Source organism: Streptomyces sp. NPDC057694 (genome assembly GCF_042799415.1).
Taxonomy (GTDB): domain Bacteria; phylum Actinomycetota; class Actinomycetes; order Streptomycetales; family Streptomycetaceae; genus Streptomyces.
The window spans coordinates 1-23,241 of record NZ_JBHVIX010000018.1 but is presented as its reverse complement, the minus strand read 5'-3'; the positions used below and the strand labels follow the sequence as shown (position 1 = coordinate 23,241).

At 71.1% G+C, this 23,241-nt stretch carries 15 protein-coding genes; 5 read left to right on the top strand and 10 right to left on the bottom strand.

Going from position 1 to position 23,241, the window contains the following annotated elements:
• Window positions 1–204: 204 nt before the first annotated feature.
• Window positions 205–1,296: a tyrosine-protein phosphatase gene (locus ACFVDP_RS30595; RefSeq protein ID WP_383496714.1), complete on the top strand. Its 1,092-nt coding sequence runs from the start codon at window positions 205–207 to the stop codon at window positions 1,294–1,296.
• A 66-nt stretch (window positions 1,297–1,362) separates the two neighbouring features.
• Here ACFVDP_RS30595 and ACFVDP_RS30590 read toward each other — a convergent pair whose 3' ends face one another.
• The 3 genes from ACFVDP_RS30590 to ACFVDP_RS30580 all read right to left on the bottom strand — a co-directional run bounded on the left by ACFVDP_RS30590 (window position 1,363) and on the right by ACFVDP_RS30580 (window position 7,235).
• On the bottom strand, window positions 1,363–3,507 hold the full coding sequence (locus ACFVDP_RS30590; protein WP_383496711.1) for a LamG-like jellyroll fold domain-containing protein: 2,145 nt from the start codon (window positions 3,505–3,507) through the stop codon (window positions 1,363–1,365).
• A gap of 126 nt (window positions 3,508–3,633) precedes the next feature.
• The gene (locus tag ACFVDP_RS30585) at window positions 3,634–6,240 is read right to left on the bottom strand and encodes a bifunctional FO biosynthesis protein CofGH (RefSeq protein WP_383496708.1); all 2,607 of its coding nucleotides are present in this window, start codon (window positions 6,238–6,240) and stop codon (window positions 3,634–3,636) included.
• A 158-nt stretch (window positions 6,241–6,398) separates the two neighbouring features.
• Window positions 6,399–7,235: an LLM class F420-dependent oxidoreductase gene (locus ACFVDP_RS30580; protein ID WP_383496705.1), complete on the bottom strand. Its 837-nt coding sequence runs from the start codon at window positions 7,233–7,235 to the stop codon at window positions 6,399–6,401.
• A gap of 142 nt (window positions 7,236–7,377) precedes the next feature.
• Here ACFVDP_RS30580 and ACFVDP_RS30575 point away from each other — a divergent pair, with 142 nt between their 5' ends.
• The gene (locus tag ACFVDP_RS30575) at window positions 7,378–7,698 is read left to right on the top strand and encodes a hypothetical protein (protein WP_383496703.1); all 321 of its coding nucleotides are present in this window, start codon (window positions 7,378–7,380) and stop codon (window positions 7,696–7,698) included.
• 87 nt (window positions 7,699–7,785) lie between these two features.
• Window positions 7,786–9,312, top strand: coding sequence for a CehA/McbA family metallohydrolase (locus ACFVDP_RS30570; RefSeq protein ID WP_383496700.1), 1,527 nt, complete (start codon window positions 7,786–7,788; stop codon window positions 9,310–9,312).
• A 39-nt stretch (window positions 9,313–9,351) separates the two neighbouring features.
• On the opposite strand, the gene ACFVDP_RS30565 is transcribed toward ACFVDP_RS30570, so the two are convergent.
• From ACFVDP_RS30565 to ACFVDP_RS30535, 7 genes are all read right to left on the bottom strand, one after another.
• Window positions 9,352–10,890: an APC family permease gene (locus ACFVDP_RS30565; protein WP_383496697.1), complete on the bottom strand. Its 1,539-nt coding sequence runs from the start codon at window positions 10,888–10,890 to the stop codon at window positions 9,352–9,354.
• A 263-nt stretch (window positions 10,891–11,153) separates the two neighbouring features.
• Window positions 11,154–12,638 carry an aldehyde dehydrogenase family protein gene (locus ACFVDP_RS30560; RefSeq protein ID WP_383496694.1) on the bottom strand — a complete coding sequence of 495 codons (1,485 nt, stop codon included), beginning with the start codon at window positions 12,636–12,638 and terminating at the stop codon, window positions 11,154–11,156.
• Window positions 12,635–14,374, bottom strand: a complete 1,740-nt coding sequence (locus tag ACFVDP_RS30555) for an amidohydrolase family protein (RefSeq protein ID WP_383496691.1) — start codon at window positions 14,372–14,374, stop codon at window positions 12,635–12,637. Before ACFVDP_RS30555 ends, ACFVDP_RS30560 begins: the two co-directional genes overlap by 4 nt.
• Window positions 14,375–14,555: 181 nt before the next feature.
• A complete protein-coding gene (locus ACFVDP_RS30550; RefSeq protein ID WP_383496688.1) occupies window positions 14,556–15,677 on the bottom strand; it encodes an LLM class flavin-dependent oxidoreductase in 1,122 nt (373 codons plus the stop codon).
• A 126-nt stretch (window positions 15,678–15,803) separates the two neighbouring features.
• A complete protein-coding gene (locus tag ACFVDP_RS30545) occupies window positions 15,804–16,583 on the bottom strand; it encodes an SDR family NAD(P)-dependent oxidoreductase (protein WP_383496686.1) in 780 nt (259 codons plus the stop codon).
• Window positions 16,584–16,596: 13 nt separating this feature from the next.
• On the bottom strand, window positions 16,597–17,523 hold the full coding sequence (locus ACFVDP_RS30540) for an LLM class F420-dependent oxidoreductase (RefSeq protein WP_383496683.1): 927 nt from the start codon (window positions 17,521–17,523) through the stop codon (window positions 16,597–16,599).
• A gap of 591 nt (window positions 17,524–18,114) precedes the next feature.
• Entirely contained in the window at window positions 18,115–19,383 is a 1,269-nt protein-coding gene (locus ACFVDP_RS30535) for an amidohydrolase family protein (RefSeq protein WP_383496680.1), read from the bottom strand.
• Window positions 19,384–19,654: 271 nt separating this feature from the next.
• On the opposite strand from ACFVDP_RS30535, the gene ACFVDP_RS30530 reads away from it, so the two are divergent.
• Entirely contained in the window at window positions 19,655–22,645 is a 2,991-nt protein-coding gene (locus tag ACFVDP_RS30530; protein WP_383496677.1) for a BTAD domain-containing putative transcriptional regulator, read from the top strand.
• Window positions 22,646–22,857: 212 nt separating this feature from the next.
• A complete protein-coding gene (locus tag ACFVDP_RS30525) occupies window positions 22,858–23,046 on the top strand; it encodes a hypothetical protein (protein ID WP_383496674.1) in 189 nt (62 codons plus the stop codon).
• Window positions 23,047–23,241: the final 195 nt, after the last annotated feature.

Genomic DNA, 23,241 nt, shown 5'->3' with positions numbered 1-23,241 from the left:
GACTCGCAGCACTGTAATCGACCAGGAACGTTCGCTTCAGTGATCCAAGCGACCTCAACTGGTATGGGAAGAGACGCCCTTGTGGTCACTTCGGCGCGCATTTGCCCAGTTCGCGAAGGTACAGAAGAGTCCGCTTCCTGAGGTTCCCGCGCCGTTCACCGCCCCGTCGCCCCCCGCTCTCCGGGGGCCCGAAGCATCCGCCTCATGACGCACACGAAGCAGCAGATGACGCGTGTCAGGGGCACGGTCACCGCTCTGTCGGCCGCCGCTTTCCTGGCCACTCTCGCAGCCCCGGCGGCCTCCGCGCACACCGCACACGCCGGGCACCACGCGCCGTCCGCCCGGATCCCCTTCACGCAGGCCGTGGTCACGGCGGCGGCGACCCCGGGCACGTACGAGATCTCCTGGAAGGCGCCCGGCACCCGGCACGTCACCGTGAAGGCGAACGGCCGCACCGTGGCGAGCGGCGGCTCCACCGGCACGGTGAAGGTCACCGGCCTCCCGGCGAACGCCGACCGCCAGTGGTTCGACCTCACCGCGGACCGCGGCCACGGCCTGCACCTGGCCGACCGCCTCGTCAAGCTCGACGGCGCGGTGAACTTCCGCGACGCCGGCGGCTACCGCACCAGCGACGGCCACTGGGTGAAGATGGGCGAGATCTACCGCTCGGACGCGCTCGACAAGCTGACCCCCGCCGACCTCGCCAAGCTGAAGCGGCTCGGCATCGACACGGACTTCGACCTGCGCATGGCCTCCGAGCGCTCCGCCGCGCCGGACCGCGTCCCGGCCGGCACCTCGTACGTGGTCGCGGACGTCCTCGCGGGCCAGGACACCGGCACCACGCTGCCCACGACGGAGGCGGCGGCCGTCGCGATGATGACCGACGGCGAGAAGTTCATGGTCAGCGGCGCCTCCGCGAAGACCGCCTACCGGAAGGTCTTCTCGGGCATCACGGCAGGCGACAGCGTGCTGTTCCACTGCACGGCGGGCAAGGACCGCACGGGCTGGGCGAACGCCGCGCTGCTCACCGCCCTCGGCGTCCCCCGCGAAACGGTCATGGCCGACTACCTCGCCTCGAACGACTACCGCGCCGAGGCCAACGCGGCGGCCCTCGCCTCGATGCCGCCGGAGCAGGCCAAGGTCTACAAGCCGCTCCTGGACGTCCGCGCCGGCTACCTGAACTCCGGGTTCGACGAGGTCCGCGACACGTTCGGCTCGTTCGACGCGTACGAGCGTCAGGGCCTCGGCATCAGCAAGGCCGAACTGCGCGACCTGAAGCGCGACCTGCTGGTCTGAGCCCGCACGCGAAAGGGCGGACACACCCTCATCGGTGCGTCCGCCCGTCCTCAGCAGGTCATGTCCTCAGCAGATGCAGGGTTCGTTGCCGGAGCCGAGACCGAGGATGTCGGAGCCGTCCAGCGCGCCGGAGAAGGCGTGCACCTCGTCGACCGAGCCGCGCAGGTACTCGCCCCACGCGCCGTCGACCTGCCCGCGGCCCACCTGAAGACCGCCGTCGCTGTGCCAGGCGCCGTGGAACGTCGCGGTCGCATCGGCGCTCGTGTAGCCGTTGACGTAGAGCTTGATCTGGTCGGTCGCGTCGTCGTACACGACGGCCAGCCGGTGGCCCGCGCCCTGCCCGCCGTCGGCGGACTCCTGCCGGCCGACGACGGTCTCCTTCGCCCCGGACTCGTCGGAGCCGGTCACCACCAGCTGCCACTGGTGGCTCGCGGGGTCGTACCGCACCTTGAACGCGTCCGCGTGCTCGCCGCCCTGGGACAGCACCGTCATCGGGTGCTCGGGCTCGGTGTCCGCGAGGCGGACCACGACGCCGATGGTGAAGCTGTCGCCCGTGTCCACGACGGGCTCGTCCGTGGCCGCGTGGCCGGTCGTGCCGTCCAGCGTCAGGTCGCCGTCGCCCACGAGCGCGTAGTCGGTCGCCGGAGTGCAGTCCGGGTCCAGCGCACAGCCGTCGTCGACGTTGCGGCGGATCGTCGCACCGTCGGACAGCTTCAGCGGCGCGCCGCCGTGCAGTTCGGGGCTCACGCCGCCGTCCGCGTTCTCCAGCGACCAGTGCCCCTTCAATTCCGGGGTGCGGGCGCCCAGTTCAGTGGCTTCTTCGGGGACGACCACACGGTCGTAGACCCGTACGTCACCCACTTCACCGTGCCAACGGTCGCGGTATCCGGCCGCGCCACGCGCCCGCCCGATCTGGAAGGCGCCCGCGGCCTCGGCCGGGGTCGCCTTCTGGGGCGTACCGACGTCGTGGCCGTTCACGTACAGCGTGGCGAGGCCCGTCTCGGCGTCGTAGAGGCCGAGGACGTGGGCCCACTCGCCGGTCTCGGGCGTCCCCCCGGACACCTGCGCGCCGCCGATCTTGAAGGACCACACGGGCGCCGCGTCGCTGCCCGGCCGCAGGCCGAGGGTGAAGCCGGGAGCGCCGTCGGCGTCCTGGCTCGCCACGGTCCGCACCGCGTCCGTGGCGGCCGGGCGGACCCAGCCGCCCACCGCGAACGTCCGCCGGGTGTCGGTCGCAGCCGTGCCCGGGGACAGGAATCCGTGACCCGTGCCGTCCAGGCTCGCCGTGGACTTCAGGTCGGTACCGCCCGGCGCCGCGGCGCCGAAGGTCACGCCGGTGCCGGCCTCCGCGGCGGGACCCGACTCGGCGGCGGCCGACTTCGAGCCGGCGGGATCGGCGAGGTTCCAGCGGGCGGCGGGCGCGCGGCCGTCCGTGACATAGAACCTGTAGTTCACGGTGCCGCTGATGCGGCCCGAGTGGTCGATCGCCTGAACGCTCAGCGTCTCGGGGCCGATGTCCACCGGCAGGAACCGGATGGCGGCGGGCCCGCCAGGCTCCTTCGGCGACACCGTCTTATAGCCGCCGCCTATGTACGAGTAGCGGTACTTGACGACGTCGTCCGACGGGGAGTCCACCGTGAAGGTGCCGTACTCCCCGACGGGCGAGGTCCACGAATCCTCCGGGAATTCGGCCGAGGACACGACCGGCTCCTCCGGGTTCTCGTCGTCGATGACGAACTCGCAGACGGATCCGCCGTCCTCTGAGCTCCACGCCGAGACGGCCTCGCCGTCGTTCGCGCGGACCCGCCAGGACACGACGGTGCCCGGCGGCACGTCGTCGGGCATCCGCCAGGACTGCTCCCTGCCGGAATCCGACGTGTACGAGGTGTAGGTCCTGCGCTGCTCGGCGCCGTCCGCACCCGTCCACCAGGCCTCGAAATCGCCCTGTACGAGGTTGCCCTCGACGGGCCCGTCGTCGCTCTCGGGGTCGTAGAGCACGGCGGTCAGCCGCGGCGCCTCCGAGACGTACGGCCGCTCCGCCCCCGTGCCGCACGCCTTGCCGCCGGTCCCCAAGTCCTGCACGAGCGGCTTCAACGGCGGCAGGTTGTCGGCCGCCAGGGCCGCCGACGGCGCCGCGACGACCGTCAGTGTCGCCGAGCCCACGACGGCCGCCCGTCTGAGTCTGCTCCAAGTCCTTTTACTGCGTGGCATGTTGGCCCCTCCCCTGTCGTCCCGTTCTGATCACGGGTCGCAGGAGGCTAACAGCAGGCACTGACACGAGTGAGTCATTAAAGAGGGCCGGGACCCGGGCTCGGGCGCCCCGGGTCCCGGCCGCCCTCAGTCCTCCAGCACCGGCAGCAGCTCCGGCAGATGCCCGTCCGACGCGGCCGCGGCCCGTACCCGCTCCTCCGGGACGGCTCCGTACAGCGTCGTGCGCGGCTTCGCCGGGCGGTCCGCCGCGTCGGCGACCGCGATCAGGTCCTTGACGGACTTGTACGAGCCGTACGACGAGCCCGCCATCCGCGAGATGGTCTCCTCCATCAGCGTGCCGCCGAGGTCGTTGGCGCCGGAGCGGAGCATCTCGGCGGCGCCCTCGGTGCCGAGCTTCACCCAGCTGGTCTGGATGTTGGGGATGTGGGGGTGGAGGAGGATCCGGGCCATCGCGGTGACCGCCCGGTTGTCGCGGGTGGTCGGGCCGGGGCGGGCGATACCCGCCAGGTACACCGGCGCGTTGGTGTGGATGAACGGCAGCGTCACGAACTCCGTGAAACCACCGGTCTCCTGCTGGATTCCGGCGAGCGTGCGCAGGTGCCCGAGCCAGTGGCGGGGCTGGTCCACGTGTCCGTACATCATCGTGGAGGAGGACCGGATGCCCAGCTCGTGGGCGGTCTTGATGACCTCGATCCAGGTGGCCGTGGGCAGTTTGCCCTTGGTGAGGATCCAGCGGACCTCGTCGTCGAGGATCTCGGCGGCCGTGCCGGGGATCGAGTCCAGGCCCGCTTCCCTGGCGGCGGTCAGCCACTCGCGGATCGACATCCCGGTGCGGGTCGCGCCGTTCACGACCTCCATCGGGGAGAAGGCGTGGACGTGCATGCCGGGCACGCGTTCCTTCACGGCCTTCGCGATGTCGAAGTAGGCCGTGCCGGGCAGGTCCGGGTGGATGCCGCCCTGCATGCAGACCTCGACCGCGCCGACCTCCCAGGCCTGTTGGGCGCGGTCCGCGACCTGGTCCAGGGACAAGGTGTACGCGTCGGCGTCCGTGCGGCGCTGCGCGAAGGCGCAGAAGCGGCAGCCGGTGTAGCAGACGTTCGTGAAGTTGATGTTCCGCGTGACGATGTACGTGACGTCGTCGCCGTTGACTGTTTTACGGATGTCGTCGGCGATTCCGCAGAGGGCGTCGAGCGCCGGGCCGTCCGCGTGGAGCAGGGCGAGGGCCTGGTCGTCGGTGAGCCGGGTGGGGTCGTCGGCGGCCACCGCGAGGGCCTCGCGCACGTCGCCGTCGATGCGGGACGGCACCATGCCCGGCGCCGCCTGCTCGCGCAGCGCCTCCCAGTCGCCGTACACCTCGTCGAAGTCGTCGCGGCGGTCGGACGTGCGGCCGTCGGTGTCGATGGTGCGGTGCAGGTCGGTGCGGCCGGACGCGGCCACGTAGCCCTCGTCGGGCTCCTGCCAGGGGCGGCCGACCACCGGCGCGTCCGGGACGGCCAGACCCGTCTCCGGGTCGGCGAGGGCGCGGACGTGCGGGAGCAGGCGCGGGTCGAGCCACGGCTCGCCGCGGGTCACGAACTCCGGGTACACGCAGAGCCGTTCGCGCAGCTCGAAGCCGGCGGTCGCGGACTGCTCGGCCAGCTCCTCCAGCTTCGGCCACGGCTTCTCGGGGTTGACGTGGTCGATGGTGACCGGGGAGACCCCGCCCCAGTCGTCGATGCCGGCGCCGATGAGGCGCGTGTACTCGCCGTCTACGAGGTTCGGCGGGGCCTGGAGATTGCCCGACGGGCCCATGATGTGCCGGGCGACGGCCACCGTGGCGACCAGGTCGTCGAGTTCGGCGTCGGGCATGCCGCGCATCGCCGTGTCCGGCTTGGCGCGGAAGTTCTGGATGATGAGTTCCTGGACGCCGTGGTACGAGCGGGCGACGCGGCGCAGCGCGAAGAGGGATTCCGCCCGCTCCTCGTAGGTCTCGCCGATGCCGATCAGCAGCCCGCTGGTGAAGGGGACGGAGGAGCGGCCCGCGTCCTCAAGCACCCGCAGCCGCACGGCCGGTTCCTTGTCCGGGGAGCCGTAGTGCGGCATCCCAGGCTCCGACCACAGCCGGGTCGCCGTCGTCTCCAGCATCATGCCCATGCTCGGCGCAACGGGCTTGAGCCGCTGGAAGTCGGTCCAGGACAGCACTCCCGGGTTGAGGTGCGGGAGCAGGCCCGTCTCCTCCAGGATGCGGATCGATATGGCCCGGACGTACGCGATGGTGTCGTCGTAGCCGTGCGCGTCCAGCCACTCGCGGGCCTCGGGCCAGCGGTCCTCCGGCTTGTCGCCGAGGGTGATCAGGGCTTCCTTGCAGCCGAGTTCGGCGCCCTTGCGCGCGATGTCGAGGACCTCGTCCTGCGACATGAACATCCCGTGGCCCTCGCGGCGCAGCTTGCCGGGGACGGTCACGAACGTGCAGTAGTGGCACTTGTCGCGGCACAGCCGGGTCAGCGGGATGAAGACGCTCTTGGAGTACGTGATGACGCCGGGCCGCCCGGCCGCTTCCAGGCCCGCGTCGCGCACCCGGGCGGCCGACGCGGTGAGGTCGTCGAGGTCGGCGCCGCGCGCCTGGAGCAGCACGGCGGCCTCCGTGACGTCGAGCGCGACGCCGTCCCTGGCCCGTTTCAGCGCGCGGCGCATCGCGTTGGCCGTGGGACGGTCAGTCTGCTGCGTCTGGGGTACGGCGTCCTGATCACTCATGAATTGAGCATACGAGCGGGGGCCTCCGGCCTACGAGAGCGCATGGCGGTTGAGGAGATGACGCACGAAGTGCGCATCTCAGGGGCGCGAGGAACGGCGCGACCAGCCACGACGAGACCCGCGGCCGCGCTCCAGGAGAACAACCCTCTTCCGGGCGTTCACAAATACTGCGCGTACTCGTCGAGAGACTTCAGCACAGTCCCCGTATCCCCCGGCGGCAGTTGCAGCACCACCTCCTCGATGTCCTGCTCGGCGTAGTGCGCGAGCTTGCCGGGCGTCGGCAGCACCGCGTACGGCACGATCTCCAGCGCGCCGGGGTCCCGGCCCGCCTCCTGCCAGCGCTCCCTCAGCTCGGGCACCGTCCGGCTCAGCCCGGCGCCGCCGATGGGCATCCAGCCGTCGGCGTAGGCGCAGATGTGCGCGAACAGCTTCGGCCCAGCGGCGCCGCCGACGAGGATGCGGGGCGCGCCGCCGCGCACCGGCTTGGGGAAGGCGTGGCTGGCGCGCACTCCGGGGCCGAACTCACCCTGGTACGACGTGGGTTCGGCCGCCCACAGCGCCCGCATGACACCCATCCGCTCGCGGACGAGATCGCGGCGCGTGCGCCACTCGGTGACGCCGTGGTCGGCGGCCTCCTCGCGGTTCCAGCCGAAGCCGACGCCAAGTGTGAAGCGGCCGCCGGAGAGGTGGTCGAGGGTGGCGATCTGTTTGGCCAGGGCGATCGGGTCGTGCTCCATGGGGAGGGTGACGCCGGTGCCGAGCGTGAGGTGGTCGGTGACGGCGGCGGCCTGGGCGAGCGCGACGTACGGGTCGAGGGTGCGGGTGTACTCGCGGGGCAGGTCACCGCCGTTGGGGTACGGGCTGGTGCGCTCCACGGGGATGTGGGTGTGCTCGGGGAGATAGAGCCCGGCGAAGCCGCGCTGCTGGAGTTCGGCGGCGAGGCGCACGGGCGTGATGGTCTCGTCGGTCAGGAAGATCGTGGTCGAGATCCGCATGCGGCTTTCCTACCGGCGGGGGTTCCAGGAGTCCATGGGCAGGGCTACGCTCCCCTGATCGCATTCGCCACAAGCTCTTTACCGGCCTTTTGCGAATCGCGGCTCGGAGTTGTTTCCGGGCCATTCCTCACGGGGGTTTTCGATGTCTGTACGTTCACGTCCGGCGGCGGTGCTGGTATTGCTCGGAGCGCTGCTGTTCGGAGCGGTTCCGGCGACGGCGTCCGCGCACACCGGGAGCACGACGGTGTCGGCGGCCGCGACGGCGGCGGGGCACAAGTCGTCGGCATCGGCGCCGCACAAGGTCACCGTGGCCAAGTCGGTGACGCGGATCGGCAAGTCCAAGCGGAAACACAAATCGCGGCACGGCGGATCGTTCGGAAAGATCGCCCTGATCCTGATCATTCTGCTCGTGCTCGTCGCCCTGCTGGTCTTCGGCCTGTTCCGCAAACGCTCCAGGTCGTAATCCGCCGCTCCCCTTCCATTGGAGAGCGGTTAACGGCTCAATACCAGAGTTGCCCGCGCCACATCCGACACTCTGGGGAGCCGCGACATGTGCACCGACGCCGATCACGGAGACGGCAGAGACCTCGGCAGGCGGGCGCTGCTGGCGACCGGGGCGGCCACCGCGCTTACGCTCGGCACCATGAGCTTCGCCGACGCCGCCGAGGGCTCCCGGTCGACCCGGACGCTCACCGGCACGCTGCCGCCGGGCGCCCCCGACTTCGTGTACCTGCCGGTGGAGGTGCCGCGCGGGGTACGGGAGATCAAGGTCGCGTACACGTACACGAAGGCCACCGTGCCGGCCGGCACGCAGAACAACGCGCTGGACATCGGCATCTTCGACGAGCGCGGCACGGCGCTCGGCGGCGAGGGCTTCCGGGGCTGGTCGGGCGGGGCCCGCACCGAGTTCTTCGTGCGGGCCGACGACGCGACGCCCGGCTACATCCCGGGGCCGGTGCGCGCCGGGACCTGGCACATCGCGCTCGGCCCGTACACGGTGGCGCCGGACGGCCTGCCCTACTCGGTCACGGTGACGCTCACGCACGGCGAGCCCGGCGAGACGCCCGCGCCGTCCTATCCGCCCGAGCGGGCGCGCGGGCGCGGCCGGGCCTGGTACCGCGGCGACTGCCACCTGCACTCCTGGTACTCGGACGGCAAGCGGACCCCCGCCGAGATCGGCGCCCTCGCGCGGGCGGCGGGCCTGGACTTCATCAACACCTCCGACCACAACACCCACTCCTCCCACGCCCATTGGGCGGACGTGGCGGGCGACGACCTGCTGGTGATGATCGGCGAGGAGATCACGACCCGCAACGGCCATGTCGTCGCCCTCGGCACCGACCCCGGCACGTTCATCGACTGGCGCTACCGGGCCCGGGACAACCGCTGGGCCAAGTACGCGGACCGGATCCGGCGGGCGGGCGGCCTGGTCGTCCCGGCGCATCCGCACGCGACCTGCATCGGCTGCGGCTGGAAGTTCGGCTTCGGCGAGGCGGACGCGGTGGAGGTGTGGAACGGCCCGTACACGGCGGACGACGAGATCTCCCTGGCCGACTGGGACAACACCCTTGTCTCCTACGCCCGTTCACGTGGCCGCGGCGGCTCCTGGCTGCCCGCGATGGGCAACAGCGACGCCCACCGCGACCCGGACCGGGTCGGCGGCCCCCAGACGGTGGTCCTCGCCGACGACCTCACGCGGGACGCGATCCAGGCGGGCATCAGAGCGGGCCACGCCTACGTCGCCGAGACCAAGGACGTCGAGGTCGCCTTCACGGCGAGCGGCGGCCGGGGCCGGGTGGCCGGCCTCGGCGAACGCCTCACGGTCGCCGCCGACACCCCGGTGACGGTGGACCTGAAGGTGAGCGGCGCCCCCGGCTGCACCCTGCACATCGTCACGGACGAAGGCACCCTGTTCACGTCGGCTCCACTGCCCGACTCCGGCACAGGCAGCGCGAGCTGGCGGACGACGCCGTCCTACGCGGCGTACGTACGCGCCGAGGTCCGCCACCCCACGACGGTCCCGGGCCTGCCCGGCGCCCTGACGGCGTTCACGAACCCGATCTTCTTGGGGGCGTGAGGGGCGGGAGCCGGTTCGGGGAGCGGCCGGGGAGCGGCCCTACTCCCCCACCACCAGCACCTCGGTCTCCCGGTTCAGCACCTCGCCGCGGAAGAAGGCCGGGCTGCGGCGGCCCATGACCAGCATGATCACGACGCCGATGAGCAGCAGGCCGACGCCGATCACGAAGACCGAGCCCACGCCGAGGACCGAGGAGCCGCTGCCGTACTCCGGGTTCCACATGTCCACCAGGGTCTTCACGAAGACCGCCGACAGCAGGAGGCCGCCCAGGGCCGGGAAGAGGCCCTTGAAGGTGAAGTCGCGCAGTGAGGAGCGCAGCTCCGCCTTGAAGTACCAGGCGCAGGCGAACGCCGTCAGGGCGTAGTAGAAGCAGATCATGAGGCCGAGCGCGTAGATCGTGTCGACCAGGACGTGCTCGGAGACCAGCGTCATGACCGTGTAGAAGACGGCCGTGGCCGCGCCCGCGGTGACCGTCGCCCGGCCCGGCGTCTTGAAGCGCGGGTGGACGCGGGCGTACGAGGCCGGGAGCGCCTCGTACGTCGACATGGCGAGGACCGTGCGGGCGACCGGGATGAAGGTGGTCTGCAGGCTGGCCGCCGCCGAGGCGAGGACCGCGAGGAAGAGCAGGATGCCGAGGGTGGGGCCCATCACCGGTCCCGCCAGCGCGGCGAAGACGTTGTCGGAGGTCTCCGGGTTGGCGAGGCCGAGGCCCTTGTCTCCGGAGCCGACGATCATCTGGGCGGCGACGCCCGTGGCCAGGTAGGAGCCGACGAGGACGACCATCGCGATGAGCGCGGCGCGCCCCGGCGTCCTCTCGGAGCCGATCGTCTCCTCGTTGGCGGTCAGGCAGGTGTCCCAGCCCCAGTACATGAAGATCGACAGGGAGAGCCCGGCGGTGAACGCGCCGAAGGACTGCACCGAGAACGGGTTCAGCCACGACCAGGAGAACGGCACCGAGGTCGGGAAGTCCGCCGAGCCCGCCTTCGTCACCGCCATCACGACGAAGACGGCGAGCACGACCAGTTGCAGGCCGACCAGCGTGTACTGCACGCCCTTCGTGGCGGTCATGCCGCGATAGCTGATCGCCGTGGCCGCCGCGATCAGCGCCAGGCACGTGAGGATGTGCACGGCCTTGTTGCCGTCGAGATCCGCCACCGCCGAGCTGTTGGTGATCTCCCCGGCGAGCAGCCAGAAGTACGAGGTCGCGACCCCGGCGAGATTCGACAGCACGATGATCGTCGCGATGACGAGACCCCAGCCGCACATCCAGCCCACGCGCGGCCCGAACGCCTTGACGGTCCAGGTGAAGGACGTACCGCAGTCCGGCATCACCTTGTTCAGCTCGCGGTACGCGAACGCGACGAGCAGCATCGGCAGGAACCCGGCCAGGAACACCGCCGGCATCTGTAGCCCGACCTCACCGGCCGTCGAGCCGAGGGTCGAGGTGAGGCAGTAGACGGGCGCCACCGTGGAGACGCCGATGACGGCGCTGCCGAGCAGCCCGACGGAGTTCCCGCCGAGGCCCTTGCCCTCGCTCTTCCCTGTGCCCTCCTGGGGCCGCACGTCCAGCTGAGTCATGAACAGGACGTTAAATCCTGCGGTTTCCACATCTGGCGGGATTCGTCACGACATGGACTCTTAATGATCCATGGGCAATTCGGGCAACCACTTAAGACTTAGTGAGCCACCCTCTCACCCTAGCCGCACTTTGCAAGGCGATCGGCCCGGCGTCCGATATTCGGGAATCGCAGCCGGGTCCGATATGCCCCGTTCAAAATTTTCCCGTGACGGTTGGGTCACGTAACCCCCGTCACGTCACCCCGTCACGTCACCCCGTCACGTCACCCGGGCCACACGATCGACTGCAGCTCGCTGTAGGCGTGCAGCGCGTACGAGCCGACGTCCCGCCCCACCCCGCTCTTCTTGAACCCGCCGAACGGCGCCTCCATGTTCCGCCCGACCGTGTTCACCCCGACCCCGCCGGCCCGCAGCCGCCGCGCGACCCGGAAGGCGCGGGCGACGTCGCCGGACCACACGTAGTCGATGAGCCCGTACTCGGAGTCGTTGGCCAGCGCCACCGCCTCGTCCTCGTCGCCCGGCCCCTCCCCGTCGAAGGGGACGACCGTGACGACCGGGCCGAAGATCTCCTCGCGCACCACCCGCATGTCGTTGGTGCACCCGGCGAGCAGCGTCGGCGCGACGTAGAAGCCCGTGTCCGTGCCGGGCCCGGCGGGCCGCTCCCCGCCCGCGACCACCGTCGCCCCCTCCTTGCGCCCCAGCTCCACGTACGACTCGACGCGCTCGCGGTGGGCCGCCGAGATGACCGGCCCGACGACCGTGCCGCGCTCCCTCGGGTCGCCGACCTTCATGAAGGCGCTGTACGCGGTGAGCTTGTCGACGAACGCGTCGTACACCGAGCGGTGCACGAGCGCCCGGGTCGGCGCCGTACAGATCTGCCCGCTGTAGAAGGCGTATGTCGTGCCGATCCCGGCGACGGCCGAGTCGAGGTCGGCGTCGCCGAAGACGACCGCGGCGCCCTTCCCGCCCAGCTCCATCAGCTGCCGTTTCATGGTCCGCCCGCACACCTCGCCGATGCGCTGCCCGACGGCGGTGGACCCGGTGAAGCTCACCATGTCCACGTCGTCGGAGTCGACGGCCGCCTCCCCCACGTCCACCGAGGCACCGCTCACCACGTTCACGACACCCGGCGGCGCCCCGGCCTCGTCGAGGGCGGCCGCCATCCGGTACACGGAGAGCGGGTCCTGCGGGGCCGGCTTCACGACGACGGTGTTGCCCATGGCGAGCGCGGGCGCGACCTTGCCCGCCGGGTTGGCCCACGGGTTGTTGTACGAGGTGATGCAGGTGACGACGCCGACGGGCTGGCGCACGGCGAGCGCGCCCATCACCCCTGCCTTGCCCATGGGCCCGGCCTCGTTGATCTGCGGCGCCAGCCCTTCCTCCACGGGTTCGAGGGCGCCCTGCGCGTACCGCCGGAAGCGGGTGATGCCGACGCCGACCTGCATCCCGCGGGCGGTGCCGGTGGTGGCGCCGCTCTCGGCCTGCGCCAGCTCGGCGTTGGCCGCGAAGTCGCGCTGCATGAGGTCGGCGGCCCGGTCGAGGATCGCGGCCCGCTCCCGGGGCGTCGTCCGCGACCAGGCTCCGAAGGCGTCCCGGGCGGCGCGCGCGGCGTCGTGCACCTGCTGCCGCGAGGCCTCGGGGGCGGCGCCCACGACCCGCTCGCTCGCCGGGTCGACCACGTCGTAGGTGCCGCCCGCGGGCTCGACCCACTCGCCGCCGATGAACAACCTGCCGTCCACAGCGCTCACTTGGTGCTCACCGTCCGCGTGTCCTGCCCCGAGCGGAGCACCTTCCCGGGCACGGCGCCGCTGACGACGTCATGGCGGATGGCCTCGACCCCGTTGACCCACACGGCCGTGATGCCGATCGCCTTGGAGTCCAGGCGCGGGCTGTCGCCGGGCAGGTCGTGCACCAGCGTCGCCTTGCCCGCGTCGATGGCCTCCGGATCGAAGAGCACCAGATCGGCGTGGAACCCCTCCTGCACGGTCCCGCGCTCGCGGAGCCCGAACAGCTCGGCCGGGTCGGAGGTCAGCATCTTCACGGCCTGCTCCAGGCCGACCAGCCTGCGCCCGCGCAGACAGTCCCCGATGAACCGGGTCGTGTACGGCGCCCCGCACATCCGGTCCAGGTGCGCCCCGGCGTCGGAGCCGCCCAGCATGACGTCCTCGTGCCCCCAGGCCTCGGCGCGCAGCGCCCACGAGTCGGGGTCGTTGTCGGTCGGCATCGGCCAGAGCACCGTCCGCAGCCGGTCGTTGGCGCAGATCTCGACGAGACACTCGAAGGGCTCCTGCCCCCGCTCGGCGGCGATGTCCTTGACGACCCGTCCGGTGAGCCCCTCGTTGGTCTCCGAGTACGTGTCCCCGATGACGTAGCGCCCGAAGTCGGTGAGCCGCCGGAAGACGCCGGCCTCCTTGCTGCCGGCGCGGCGCAGCATCTCGGCGCGCACGTCCGGGTCGCGGAGCTTCGCGATCCGCTCGTCGACGGGCAGCCCCAGCACATCGCCCCACCCGGGGATGAGGTTGAGCGCGCAGAACGTGCCGAGCGACATGTTCATCGGGGTCAGGATCGGCATGGTCAGGGCGATGATCCGGCCGCCCGACTTGCGGGCCCGCTCACTCGCCGCGAGCTGGCGCGGTACGCGTTCGGGGACGGCGGCGTCGATGGTCAGCACGTTCCAGTTGAGCGGGCGCCCGGCGGCGGCGCTCATCTCCACGAACAAGTCGATCTCGTCGTCGCTGAACTGATCGAGGCACCCGGCGACGATCGCCTCGATCTGTGTACCCTCGTGCTCCCCCACCGCCTTGCTGAGCGCGATGAGTTCGGCGGGCAGCGCGTGCCGCGAGGCGACCGGCTTGCCGTCGCCGTCCGAGTGCGTGGAGGACTGGGTGGTGGAAAGACCCCACGCGCCGGCGTCCATGGCGTCGTGGAACAGCGCGAGCATGGCGTCCATCTGCTGCTCACTGGGCTGCCCGCCGACGGCGTCCGCCCCCATCACGTACCGGCGCAGCGCGCAGTGCCCCACCATGAACCCGGCGTTGACCGCGATCCGCCCGTCGAGGGCGCCGAGGTACTCCCCGAAGGAGTTCCAGCTCCAGGGCGCCCCTTCCTCCAGGGCGACCAGTGACATCCCCTCGACCTTGGACATCATCCGCCGGGTGTAGTCGGCGTCGTCCGGCCGCTCGGGGTTCAGCGGCGCGAGCGTGAAGCCGCAGTTGCCGCCCGCGACCGTCGTCACGCCATGATTGAGCGAGGGCGTCGCGTACGGGTCCCAGAACAACTGCGCGTCGTAATGCGTATGCGGATCGACGAACCCGGGCGCGAGCACCAGCCCCGAGGCGTCCTCACTGCTCCGCGCCTCCTCGGCGACGGCCCCGGCCTCGGCGATGACGGCGATCCGCCCGTCACGGATGCCGACATCGGCGACGTAGGCGGGGGCACCGGTCCCGTCGACGACGGTCGCGCCCTTGATCAGGTGATCGAGCATGCCTGCTCCTCAGCAACTCAAGCCCCTCCGGCGTTTGAGGAGCGGGGTATGGGGCGGAGCCCCAAACCAAGCCCCTCCGGCGTTTGAGGAGCGGGGTCCGGGGCGGAGCCCCGTGACGGTGACTACGACAGGGCCCCGGCTCTCCTGTCCGGGAGGAGGAAAGCCGGGGCAGCTCAAGAGGTCAGACCCCGGCCGACCGGAACCGGGTCGTCCGATGCACCGGATCGGTGTCGATCTTCGGAATGACATGCTCCCCGATGAGCTTGATCGAGTTCAGCGTGTCCTCGTGCGAGATCCCGATCGGCAACCCGAACGACAACTGATCGGCCCCGGCCTGCTCCCACCGCTTGCACTGCTGAAGCACCTCCCCGGGATCCCCGCAGATCATCAGCTCCTCGGCGATGAGCAGCTCGATGATCTCCCGGTTGTACTCGGGAAGAACCTCCGGCCACTCGGGAATCCCCTCGGGCCGCGGGAAGGTGTCGTGGTACCGGAAGACCAGCGACTGAAGGTAGTTGAGCCCGCCCCCGACCGCGATGTCGACGGCCTTGTCATGGGTCTCGGCACAGATCGCGGTCGAGGTCACCATGACGTTGTCGTTGACGAAGGCACCGATCGGCTCGGCCTCCGTGATCGCGGTCTTGTACTGCTCCAGGACCCACTCCATGTCGGAGACCTTCTGCACGGAGAACCCGAGCACGCCCAGCCCCTTCCTGGCGGCCATGGCGTACGAGGGCGGGGACCCGGCCGCGTACCACATGGCGGGGTGCGACGAGCCGTGCGGCTTGGGGAAGATCTTGCGCGGCGGCAGCGACCAGTGCTTGCCCTGGAACCCGACGTACTCGTCCTGGAGCCACATCTTCGGGAACTCGGCGATGGTCTCTTCCCAGATCTCCTTGGTGTAGTTCATGTCGGTCACACCAGGTATGAACCCGAGAATCTCGTGGCTGCCGGCCCCGCGCCCGCTGCCGAACTCGAACCGCCCCTCGCTGAGGTGGTCCATCATGGCGACCTTCTCGGCGACCTTCACCGGATGGTTCACCTGGGCCAGCGGATTGAAGATGCCGGAGCCGAGGTGGATCCGGTCGGTGGCGTGTGCCAGGTACCCGAGGAACACGTCGTTCGCCGAGAGGTGCGAGTACTCCTCCAGGAAGTGGTGCTCGGACGCCCAGGCGTACTTGAAGCCGGACTTGTCCGCCTGGATGACGTACTCGGTCTCGTTCATGAGCGCGCGGTGCTCGGCGGTGGGGTCGGTCAGCGCCTGCTTGCCCACGTATCCCTGTACAAAGAGCCCGAATTCCAAGGAGGTTCACCGTCCTCGTCAGTTTCTGACGATCCGTCAGATTGGATGGGATGACTGTTCCATTGCGACCTGCGACCGTCAATACCTGACGCATCGTCAGGTACACCGGGGTCGGGGCGAGCAGGGCTAGAGGATGCTGACCCCGGCGAGCCACCCGCCGTCGACGACGAACGGCTGCCCGGTGATGTACGAGGAGTCCTCCTCGGCGGTGAGGAACAGCGCGAGCCGCGCGACCTCCTCCGGCCTGCCGACCCGGCCGAGCGGCACGAGCTTGCGGTACAGCTCGTCGAGCGCCTCGGTGCCGGCCTGGATGTCGCCGCCCGGGTCGAGCTGGGCGGGGTTGCTCATCGCGGTGTCGATGGCGCCGGGGCAGACGGCGTTGACCCGTATCTTCTTCGCCGCCAGCTCCAGGGCCGCGACGCGGGTCAGGCCCACGATCGCGTGCTTGCTCGCGGCGTACGCGCCGACCAGCGCCATGCCCGTGACCCCGGTGAACGAGGACGTGTTCACGATCGACCCGCCGCCCGCCTCGGCGATCTCGGGGGCGACGGTCTTGATCCCGAGGAAGGCGCCGATCTGATTGACGTTCACGATCTGCTGGAACTCCTCCAGCGGGGTGCTGGTCAGTTCGTTGAAGCGCAGGATGCCCGCGTTGTTGACCAGCCCGTCGATCTTCCCGAAGGCGTCCTTGGCGCCGCGCACGGCGGCGCCCCAGTCCTCTTCCCTGCTGACATCCAGATGCACGTACAGACCGCCGACGTCCTTCGCGACAGCCTCACCCTGATCGTCGAGCACATCGGCGACGACGACCTTCGCGCCCTCGGCGGCGAACAGCCGCGCCTCCTTCTCGCCCTGCCCGCGCGCCGCACCCGTGATGAGAACGACGCGCCCGTCGAGCTTGCCCATGTCCCTACGCTCCTCAGCTGAGTTGGGGTGCCACATCGGCCGCGAAGGCCGCGATCTGATCGACGAGTTCGGTACGTCCACGACTGCGGAACCGCACCTGGATCTGGTGCACCCCCATGGCCGCGTACGCGCGCAGCGACTCGGCCAGTTCGTCCGGCGGGCCGCTGAGGGTGCGCCGCCCGACGTGCCAGGAGGGCTCGCCCACGTACAGCGGCTCGGCGATGGCGCCGATGGTCAGCGGCGCCTCGATACCGGCCTCGGCGCGCAGCCGCCTGATGGTCCCGATCTTCTCGGCCAGCTGGTCCCGCGGGTCGCCCTGCGGCAGCCATCCGTCGCCCTTGAGCGCGGCGCGCCTGATGGCGGGCGCCGAGGAACCGCCGACCCATACGGGGACGTGCGCCTGTGCGGGCCTGGGCTTCTGCCCGAGCCCCTCGAACTGGAACAACTCCCCTTTATAGGAGGGGAACTCCTCCTGCGTGAGCGCCGCCTTGAGCGCGTCGACGGTCTCGTCGAGCACCGCCCCGCGCCGGGCGAAGTCGACGCCGAGCGCCTCGAACTCCTCCTGTACGTGACCGGCCCCGACCCCGAGAATCAGGCGCCCGCCGCTGAGGTGGTCCAGGGTCGCGTAACTCTTGGCGGAAAGCAGCGGATGCCGCAGCGCGACGACGGCGACGTGACTGAGCAGCCTCGCCCGCTCCGTCACCCCGGCCAGGAAGGAGAGGGTGGCCACCGGGTCGTACCAGGTCGTCGACATGGCGTCGGCGAGGCGTCGCGGGATGCCGACGTGGTCGCAGACGGCGATGTAGTCGAACCCGCCACGGTCGGCGGCCCGTGCGATCTCCACGAGGTCGTCGACGCCGGCTCCGTCCTCCCACTTCTCTGCGTACATGGTGCTCTGGGACTGAATGGGGAGCTGAATCCCGTAAGCGAGCCGCGCCATACCCGGATCCCCTTACCTGACGGTCCGTCACATACCAACGCCCCCCATCCTCATACCTGACACCCCGTCAGACAAGCCCCGGGCCACCATCCACCCGACGACCGGCGGAGCTTCTCGCGCAGTTCCCCGCGCCCCTTGAGGGGTTGTTGTCCGTCTGCGGCCCGGCGGGGGCTGGTCGCGCAGTTCCCCGCGCCCCTTATCGGGTTGTCGTTCGTCTGCGGCCCGGCGGGGGCTGGTCGCGCAGTTCCCCGCGCCCCTGAGGCATGCGCTGCGCGCAGCCTCCCCTCTGAGGCTGCGCTCCGCGCGCCTCCACACGGGGCAGGGGGCGCGCGCCTCCACACGGGGCAGGGGGCGCGCGCCTCCACCAGGGGGTAGGGGGCACACCTCCACCTGAGGCAGGGGCCACGCCTCCGCCTTGGGCAGGTGGCGCGCCTCCGATGGAGGTCGCGCACGAAGTGCGCATCTCCAGGGGCGCGGGGAACTGCGCGAGAAGCGGCCACCGGCCGCAAGCCGAAGAACAACCCCTCAAGGGGCGCGGGGAACTGCGCAAACAGCCCCGCCCCGCCACAGGCGACCCACCCCGACCGGAGGTCAGGACGCCGAAGGATCCCAGAGCCCCTCGGGCGTCAGCCCGAGAAGATCGATGGCGTTGCCCCGCACGATGCGCTCCACCACATCCGGCGCCAGATGCCCCATCTGAGCCTCCCCCACCTCCCGAGACTTCGGCCAGGTCGAGTCGGAGTGCGGATAGTCGGTCTCGTAAAGAACATTGGGCACCCCGATGGCATCCAGATTGCGCAGCCCAAACGCATCATCGAAGAAGCACCCGAACACATGCTCGGCGAAGTACTCACTCGGCGGCTTACGCACCTTGTCGGCGACCCCGCCCCACCCCCGGTTCTCCTCCCAGACCACATCGGCCCGCTCCAGGATGTACGGGATCCACCCGATCTGCCCCTCGGCGTACATGACCTTGAGGTTCGGGAAGCGTTCGAACTTGCCGCTCATCAGCCAGTCGACCATCGAGAAGCAGCAGTTGGCGAAGGTGATGGTGGACCCGACGGCGGGCGGCGCGTCCGGCGACGTCGACGGCATCTTGCTGCTGGACCCGATGTGCATGGCGATGACGGTCCCGGTCTCGTCGCACGCGGCGAGGAACGGATCCCACTCGTCGCCGTGGATGGACGGCAGCCCGAGATGCGGCGGAATCTCGGAGAAGGCCACCGCGCGCACCCCGCGCGCGGCGTTGCGCCGCACCTCGGCGGCGGCCAGCCCGGGATCCCAGAGCGGGACGAGAGTGAGCGGTATCAGCCGCCCGGCGGCAGCCGGCCCGCACCACTCGTCGACCATCCAGTCGTTGTACGCGCGCACCCCGAGCAGCCCCAGCTCCCGGTCCTTGGCCTCGGTGAAGGTCTGCCCGCAAAAGCGCGGGAACGTGGGGAAGCAGAGCGCGGACTGGACGTGGTTGACGTCCATGTCGGCCAGCCGGGCGGGGACGTCGAACGACCCCGGCCGCATCTGCTCGTAGGTGATGACCTCCAGCTTGATCTCGTCCCGGTCGTAGCCGACGGCGGTGTCGAGCCGGGTGAGGGGCCGGTGGAGGTCCTCGTACACCCACCAGTCTCCGATGGGCCCGTCGTCACCGGGCCGGCCCATGACGGGCGCGAACTTTCCGCCCAGAAAGCTCATTTCCTTCAGGGGCGCGCGGACGATCCGCGGCCCGACGTCGGCGAACTTCTTCGGCAGCCGGTCGGACCACACGGTGGGCGGCTCGACGGTGTGGTCGTCGACGGAGATGATGAGCGGCAAGTCGACTGATTCCGGGGCACTTTGTGCGTTTGCGGTCTCCGTGGTCTCCATGGATTCACGGTAGCGCCGATCTGACGACCCGTCAGCTAGTCGACCGCCGACGGATTTGTGCGGATGGTGAGAGTCGTACGCGTGAGATGTCTGTGATGACAGTCTCCCGCGGCTGACGTATCTGCCATGAACAAGGCAAACTGACGGAGTTGCCTTGGGGGGAGCGCGCCGACGACGGCGCGCCGTCTGGACAGCGTGGGCAGAGGCGCCGCAACACGGGCGCGGAGTACGTGACGAACAGGTGCTGGTGTGGCGGCAGGGGGCGGCGACGATGGACGGTGGACCGCGGGTTCCGGAGCAGCGACGGTCCGGCACGCCTGAGGAAACCGTGCCGACCGCGCCCGCATCCGGTCTGCGCTTCCAGGTCCTCGGCCCGGTCCACGCCTGGCGCGGCAGCGAACCGCTGGCCGCGGGCTCCCCGCAGCAGCGCGCCCTGCTGGCCGCCCTGCTGCTGCGCGAGGGCCGCACCGCGACCGCGGCCGAGCTGATCGACGCGCTGTGGGGCGAGGAGTCCCCCTCGCAGGCCCTCGCCGCCCTGCGCACCTACGCGTCCCGGCTGCGCAAGGTCCTGGGCCCGGACGTGCTCGCCAGCGAGTCCGGCGGCTACGCGATCCGGCTGCCCCGGCGCGACACCCTGGACCTGACGGCGGCGGAAGAACTGTGGGCGGACGCCGAGAAGGCCCGCCAGTCCGGCGACCTGTGCCGGGCGCGGGCCCTCGCCCGCAAGGCCCTCGGCCTGTGGGACGGCGAACCGCTCGCCGGCGTCCCCGGCCCGTACGCGGAGACCCAGCGCGCCCGCCTGGAGGAGTGGCGCCTGCAACTCCTTGAGGCCTGCCTCGACATGGACCTGGAGCAGGGCTGCCACGCGGAGGCGGTCTCGGAGCTGACCGCCCTCACCGCGGCCCACCCGCTGCGCGAGCGGCTGCGCGAGCTGCTGATGCTGGCGCTGTACCGCTCGGGCCGCCAGGCGGAGGCCCTGGCCGTGTACGCGGACACCCGCCGCCTCCTCGCCGACGAGCTGGGCGTGGACCCGCGCCCCGGACTCGCCGAACTCCAGCAGCGCATCCTGCGGGCCGACCCCGGCCTCGCCGAACCCTCTGCGCCGGCCGCCGAGCCCGCGGCCGCCCCGGTCCGCCCGGCCCAGCTGCCCGCGACCGTGCCCGACTTCACCGGTCGCGCGAGCTTCGTACGCGAACTGAGCGAGACGCTGTCCGCCGCCTCCTCTGAGTCCGGCGCGGGCGGCGTCATGGCGGTCTCCGCGGTGGCCGGCATCGGCGGCGTGGGCAAGACGACGCTCGCGGTGCACGTGGCCCACGCGGCCCGCGCCTCCTTCCCCGACGGCCAGTTGTACGTGGACCTCCAGGGCGCGGGCCCCCGGGCCGCCGAGCCGGAGACGGTCCTCGGCTCGTTCCTGCGGGCGCTCGGCACCCCCGACTCCGCGATCCCGGACTCCCCGGACGAGCGGGCGGCGCTGTACCGCTCGACGCTCGACGGCCGCCGCGTCCTGGTCCTCCTGGACAACGCGCGGGACGCGGCACAGGTCAGGCCATTGCTCCCCGGCACGGAGGGCTGCGCCGCGCTGGTCACGGGCCGGGTCCGGATGGTCGACCTGGCCGGCGCCCACCTGGTGGACCTGGACGTCATGTCCCCGGAGGAGGCCCTCCTGCTGTTCACCCGCATCGTCGGCGAGGAGCGGGTCGCGGCCGAGCGCAAGGCCGCCCTGGACGTGGTGGCGGCGTGCGGCTTCCTGCCGCTGGCGATCCGCATCGCGGCCTCCCGCCTCGCGGCCCGCCGCACCTGGACGGTCTCGGTCCTCGCCGCGAAGCTGGCCGACGAACGCCGCCGCCTGGACGAACTCCAGGCGGGCGACCTCGCGGTGAAGGCGACCTTCGAGCTGGGCTACGGACAGTTGGAGCCCGCGCAGGCCCGCGCGTTCCGCCTCCTGGGCCTCGCGGACGGGCCGGACATCTCCCTCGCGGCGGCCGCGGCGGTCCTGGACCTGGCCGTCGAGGAGGCCGAGGAGATCCTGGAGTCGCTCGTCGACACGTCCCTCATCGAGTCGGCGGCCCCGGGCCGCTACCGCTACCACGACCTCGTACGGCTCTACGCGCGTGCGTGCGCCGAGCGCGACGAACTCCGCTCGGGGAACAACGAGTCGGCGATGTCCCGGCTGCTGGACTTCTACCTGGCGACCGCCGCAGGGGTCTACGCGATCGAGCGGCCCGGGGAGCGGGTCCTCGACCACCTGGCACTGGGGGCCTACCCGGGGCTGCGGTTCAGCGACCGCGGGCAGGCCCTCGACTGGCTGTTCGCCGAGGCGAACGGCATCCTGGCCACGGCCCAGCAGGCCGCCTCGCCCGGCATGCTGCGCAGGGCCGCGGACCTCCTCGTCGTCTCCGCCGACCTCGGCGAATCGGGCATCAGCTCGCGCCAGTGCGTCCTGGCCCTCACGTCACTGATCGAATCCGCGCAGGCCGCCGGCGACGCCTGGGCCGAGGGGCGCGCGCGGGTCACCCTCAGCCACATCCTCGAAGTCTCCGGCCAGTTCGACGAGTCCGACGCCGAGGCCGAGCGCGCGCTGCTGGTGGGCACGCCCATCGACGACCCGATCGTGTGCAGCCACGCCCCGAACCAGCGCGCGATCATCGCCCTGTACACCGGCCGCCACCGGGAGGCGGAGGAGCATCTGACGCGGGCCCTGCACGCCTTCCAGAAGGACGGCAACAAGCCGGGCGAGGCAAGCGTGTTGTGCAACCTGTCCCGGGTCCACCTCGCGACGGGCCGCCACCAGTCGGCGGTCGCCCTGGCCAGAGAGGGACTGACCATCTACGAGGGTGACACCTCGGGCAGAGCGCTGCGGCTGGCCAACGCGAAGTACGCGCTGGGCCTCGCCCTGACCCAGGCCGGGGACATCACGCAGGCCCTGGCGACCCTCACCGAGGCCCTGCGCGTCTTCCAGGACGCCCGGCAGCGGCTGTGGCACGGCATGACCCTGTACCGGCTGGCCGAGGTCCACCTCGCCGACGCCAATCCGGCGCAGGCCGCGGCCCACGCCGAACAGGCCCTCTCTGTGCTCCACGGCATCGGCGGCGACTGGCGCCGCGCCAACGTGCTCACCACGCTGGGCAGCGGCCTCCACGGCATCGGGCAGTCCGGACGGGCCCGCGTATGCTGGCGCGAAGCCTTGTCGATCTTCGACGAGCGCGGGGGCGCGGAGGCCGACGACGTGCGCCGACTGCTCAGCGCCGTACCGGCGAGCTGACCCAGCGGCCCCGCTCCCCGGGCGCGTTCATCGTTCGTTTATCGCGACCCGGCACTCTCTGAACTACCGATCCACCGCCACGGGGGGCAGGTGGATCGGCGCCTGGGTCTCACCTTTATGGTGAACGGCCTTGCGATGCCTGTCCGGCAGTCCTCGGGGGAACTGCCGGGCGGGTGCGCTCCCTACCGTCCCACATAGAGGAGTTGACCGTCATGGCCGACGAGACCGGCACCGTCAAGCCGAACGACTACCACGCCACCGGCGAGGAGACCGAGCCCACCACGGTCGCGGCGAAGGCCACCGCCGCGAAGCCCGTCGTCGTGAAGCCCGCCGACTACCACGCCACCGGCGAGGGCGACGCGACCACGGACGACTACCACGCCACGGGCGAATCGGTCTGAACAGACTTCCATTCCCGACGGGGATCGGCCGCGGCGGCGCGGAGGGGGAGCCGCCGCGGCCGAGTCATGCCCGGCGCCGGGTGCCTCGATGCCGGGTGCGGGTCTCGTCGTGGCTGGTCGCGCAGTTCCCCGCGCCCCTGAGGCATGCGCTACGCGCAGCCTCCCCCGATGGAGGTCGCGCACGAAGTGCGCACC